Genomic DNA, 4673 nt, shown 5'->3' with positions numbered 1-4673 from the left:
CGCCCGCCTGAGTAAGCAAAGCGTGTGGTGAAGGCTTGAGAAGAGTTGGGCTTTTCTGTCAGGGAGGCCAGGACGGTCAGGACAGGTGGGAACCAGCGCTCATCATCAGTATCGCCGCCATAGGTGGTGTAGCTGGCTGAGAGCTGCCCGCCTGAAGGCAACACCACGCCAACCAGCATATCCGGGCGCTCGCTGACAAATTGAAAGCGCCATCCCTTGCGGGTAACAATTTCAGAAAAACCATCACCATTTAAATCAATCAAATACTTGGTATCATAATTCCTTATGAAGTTTGTGTCTTCTGATCCCCTTTGACGATGAAGGCTATTACCGCGTGACAGATATAGATTTGTGTGATCCCCTTTTCGGTTGGCGACATAATCCGCTCTACCGTCTCCATCAAAGTCTGCCGCCCGAAAATCAGAGAGGCTTCCTAATGCGGAAGCGTGTAGTTTGGGACCTTTGATGAACTTTAAACCAGCCCCGTAATAGACTTGAATATCCCCTGAGCTTTCTGGGATATAGCCATCTATTAATCCATCTCCGTTTAAGTCGGTAAGGTTTTTCGTATCTAATTTACTTAAGATAGGCCCATTTATGAATGCATTGGTGCCATTTGAGAGGTATGTTTTAAGTTCTCTATTCTTATACGGCCTGACTAAATCTGCCAATCCATCTCCATTTATGTCCATTGCAGACACGTCTTCGTGGAAGTTTGACCATTTGGATGTAGGGCTTAATGAAAATAACTGCCCCTTTGATGAAAGTACGTCATCATTTCCATCACCGTCAAAGTCAGCGATCACGCTTTCTTTTGAATACGCAGCATGAGGCAAGTTTGAATAGGTACGTTTTCTGATCCGTCCTTTGCTAGTTTCATACTCATGAATATAATCATATAAAACTAGGACATCTTTTTTCTTCTTATTGTTATTTCGAGCTATTTTAAGGTAGGATTTACTGAAATGGCTGCAAGATATAGTCTTGTCTGGCAAAGAAGAACTTGTTTCTAGTTTGCAAGTATATGTGTAATCATCACGACCCTGTTTTTTCTTGGTTCTGTTTAGTTTGACGCTATCGATGATCCGATCACTGTCGATGTCATCAATATAAGAGTCACCGCTAACGGAGGGACTGAGCTTTTTCACTCCAGCGCCTACATCATCTTTATATGCAAATGAAAACGCTGGTAGTTTTGTGCCGGCAGTCACCACTCCGTTGGAGATTGTAGCATCCTTGCCATATTCTTGTACCTTGGTGAGCAGTGAACGGGCGGTGGTGGCGCTTTGCTTGTATGACAGGCTGTAGGCCCGCGCACGTCTCCCAGAGGTGCTGACTTCAACAGCGGTAAGACGTTTGTCAATTTGTCCGATCTGATAGCCCACTCCATAGGTGATTGGGTCAGGGCGGTTACCCCAATGGAAGGTGATCGAGCTGGTCTTGTAGGAAACGGAGGATATATAGCATTGCGGCAGAGCAGTGCAACTATAAGAGTAGTTCACCTGATGGCCTAGCGTGTCGGTGCGCTTGGCAAGCAGCCATTCATATTCTGTGGCCTGTTTTTTAGCCTCCGCACTTTGGGCGTCATAGGTGCCCCAGGTGGAGACTGGAGCATATTCTAGCACAGTGCCATTTTTTAATGTCACCTGCCATAGATTTGGCTCTTGTAGTCGCTTGATGCGCAGATAGTTTTCAACCCAGCTGGCATGGCTGCCTCCGGCTGCGCAGCCAGCCTTTTTGCCTTCCTCCGGGCAGGAGACTAGGCGTTCGCCGTCTAGAAAATACTGGTCTAGGTCGTTGAAAAATGGAGCACCCATTCCTGGCGAGCCGCGTTTGATCCTGGATAGTCCGTTAAGGCGCCATCCGGCCCCGATCACATCTTCACTGCCATAGGAGTTGACCCTGCTTGAGCTGTAGCTCAGGGATAGGGAGGGCTCCAGACCATAGTATTGGGGCACCTCGATGGGCACCTTCTGTGTAAAAGCTCCAAAGCTGCTTTGGCGCTGTGTATAGATCTTGTCGATCGAGAGCAGGCGGTCACTTTCCTGGGCACTACTGGTTGGGGGGTTAAAGATCATTACAGCGCACAGTGCGCCTGAAAGCAGCACTTTCAACTTGCGGCCAGATGCCTGGCCAGCAAGATGACGGTCACGGGAGTATTTGAAAAACATAGTTAGCCCAACCATTAGAAACTGGTTGAGGCTGTAGTTTTAGCCCGTTTCTTTCAAGGGATTAAAAGGCGCAAGTTCAGCTCATGAACGCGATACATGAAACGAACTTTCGCATGACTTCTAGAGTGTAACGTTATTAGGCTGTAGAACGTTTAGTAAATGAAATATATTCAGTGGATAGCGAGTAATGTGAGGAGTTGGGGTCAATAAAGTTTATCTAGTAAGAGGAATAGGCATATTGGCTTTATTTTGCTTAACTTTAAGCTCCTCTATATTGCCGGAGGTCACACACTTCGTGTTGGAGTGGCTACTCGATACCAACATGTAGCTCCGCGCGGTGATTGGTCTTAATAGAGGAGAAGCGCATCACGATTTAAAGAACACATTGCGCATCGGGAGGCTTCCAGTAAAGGTGTAATAAACTTGAAGTTTATCCCGGGATCATAGATAATGACGCAAACAGCAGCAGAGTTCTTGGCAGAATTAGCCAAAAGCAAAGAGTACCAGGCAACTCAGGAAGCCAAACGCATCGAAGTAGCGAGGCTTGCTAAAATATATGATGCGGATGAAAAAGAGCTTGTTCAAGAACTCAATGAAGCGGGATTTGATGTTCAATCTGTTTGGGATTTTGTTAACACCAAAGAAGATTATTTGGGCGCTGAAAAAATTCTTGTAAAGCACCTAAAGCAAAAACATCATCCTAGAATCCAAAGTGGAGTAGTACGCTCTTTGATGGTTGCTGAGTTTTCCGAGAATGATGAACTTTGGGACCTGCTGATCGAGATGTATGCGCACACGCCATCCGATGAAGCAATTGAAGTACCAGAAGAGCGTGGGTTACAACAAGCTATTGCGTTCACACTAGAATGTTTAGCAAAACCATCTAGAGTTGATAGTTTAATACGACTTGTGTCCAGAAAACCTGATGGCGATGCCGTAAGTTTCTTAGAAGAAACAGTTCTTCGCTTGTCTTGAGACAACTGAAGACAAGTCCTATTAGGCGAAGAAGAATAGTTCGTGGTCGTCATTACCCTGCTTTTTGCCTCCGCCAGAGATGATAGTCCCACCTTCTTCTTCAAATTATTCGCTCGGTTTATATAGCTCTGATAGGAAGTAATTCAAAGTCAAAGTTTTAAAGGTCCTAGTTCATAATTTGTAAAGAATCGTGTTTTTTGGTCTATCGCTGGTTCTACTCCTGCAAACCATTGAGTTGCACCAAAATGATTTCCCAACTCAGATATATAATCATGAAGATGAAGCAAAATGGAAGTGTCTAGCTTTGAAGAAATATCCTTATCATCAAATGTAAAATCAATGTCGTACTTGTTGTCATATTTTACTAATCTTAGTAAAACGTGGTTTAAAATTACATCATTTACTTTTAAATGATGTAATTTTAATATTATTGTTGCATCTGTCTGGAGCTTCTTGAAATTTTCTATGTCGACATCAGATATTTTATTGCCAAGTAGGTATATCTCCTCACTGCATTCAATATTTTCTATATTTTTAAACTTCCCAACTAAAGTGAAAAGTAATTTGCTGATATTAGATTCAGTCAAATTTTCCAGAACTACTTCTATTAGATCAGACATACTATTTCCTAATCGATAAATCCTTTGAAGGTATAATCTTGATTCAATCTAATACCACGCCCATCAGACAGCCTTTTTTCAATAAATGTTATTCCTTTGTTTGTTGTGGTTTTACTGAAAGTACCAGGACCTCTTAAAATTTCTCTAACGTGTTTAACGGCTTGAGAGTTCCATGTTTTTGAAGACCCTGTAACTTTGCCCCAAATTTGAGGGTTTCTGCCAGCATGCTTAGACAAAGCATGTCCAACTCTTGTACTTCCTTTATAGGCTTCTGTTGCAGTTTTAAGTAGAGTTCTTGCTTGAGATTTTGTGAGACCTGATAGGCCATTAACAGTAGCTTTTCCAACCAGTTGACTTCCGGCGATTGAAACAGCCTTTTTACCAACGACTACAGCCAGCCCACCTCCAGAGAGTAATGTGAATACACCGTCCGCAGTTTGAACTGCTCCAGAAGGGGATGAACGTTCAAATCGGTAGGATGGTCCATAATCACGCCAATCTTCGACATGTTCTCCAAACTTTTCTCTCCCGTAGCTCCCACCATTATCGCGGTTGTAATCGCTATAATCATATTCTCTGTATTCTCGTTCTGTTCGAGCTCTTGTATGTCGACTTTCCTGAAATCTATTATACTCATCTCTGGTACTAGCCCCTGACGTTACTCCTTTACTTCCGATCTCGTTGAAATCGTCGATGCGATGTCCAGACGGATCCTTAAAAGTGACGGGATTATTAAGAGCATAGCTATATCGGTTGGTTCCGACATATGGATCAGTTGGACCCAACCAATCAGATTGGATGAAGCGAGCCAAGTCAGCATCATAATAACGGGCATTGAGATAAGTTAGGCCAGTTTCCGGATCATCCCGTTCGCCTATCCAGCCCTTGCTTTCGCGCGGAGTGTTGG

The 4673-nt window shown here is 43.8% G+C and carries 4 protein-coding genes; 1 reads left to right on the top strand and 3 read right to left on the bottom strand.

All coding sequences use genetic code 11. The annotated features are described in order from the left end of the window. A partial coding sequence (locus JCM12308_RS27265; protein ID WP_164845388.1) for an FG-GAP repeat domain-containing protein occupies nucleotides 1-2171 on the bottom strand: 2171 nt, incomplete at its 3' end. Nucleotides 2172-2621: 450 nt separating this feature from the next. Here JCM12308_RS27265 and JCM12308_RS27260 point away from each other — a divergent pair. After that, complete coding sequence (locus JCM12308_RS27260) at nucleotides 2622-3146, top strand: hypothetical protein (protein WP_054785748.1); 525 nt, start codon at nucleotides 2622-2624, stop codon at nucleotides 3144-3146. 149 nt (nucleotides 3147-3295) lie between these two features. Here JCM12308_RS27260 and JCM12308_RS27255 read toward each other — a convergent pair whose 3' ends face one another. Then, nucleotides 3296-3766: a Cdi1I family immunity protein gene (locus tag JCM12308_RS27255; RefSeq protein ID WP_054785747.1), complete on the bottom strand. Its 471-nt coding sequence runs from the start codon at nucleotides 3764-3766 to the stop codon at nucleotides 3296-3298. Nucleotides 3767-3774: 8 nt separating this feature from the next. Then, nucleotides 3775-4673, bottom strand: an 899-nt coding sequence (locus JCM12308_RS28445; RefSeq protein ID WP_164845387.1) for an RHS repeat-associated core domain-containing protein, incomplete at its 5' end; no start/stop codon positions are given.

The sequence above is a fragment of the Pseudovibrio denitrificans JCM 12308 genome, from assembly GCF_001310815.1.
Lineage (GTDB): Bacteria > Pseudomonadota > Alphaproteobacteria > Rhizobiales > Stappiaceae > Pseudovibrio > Pseudovibrio denitrificans.
The sequence above is the reverse complement of the archived record's forward strand: the minus strand, read 5'-3'. Positions and strand labels throughout refer to the sequence as shown.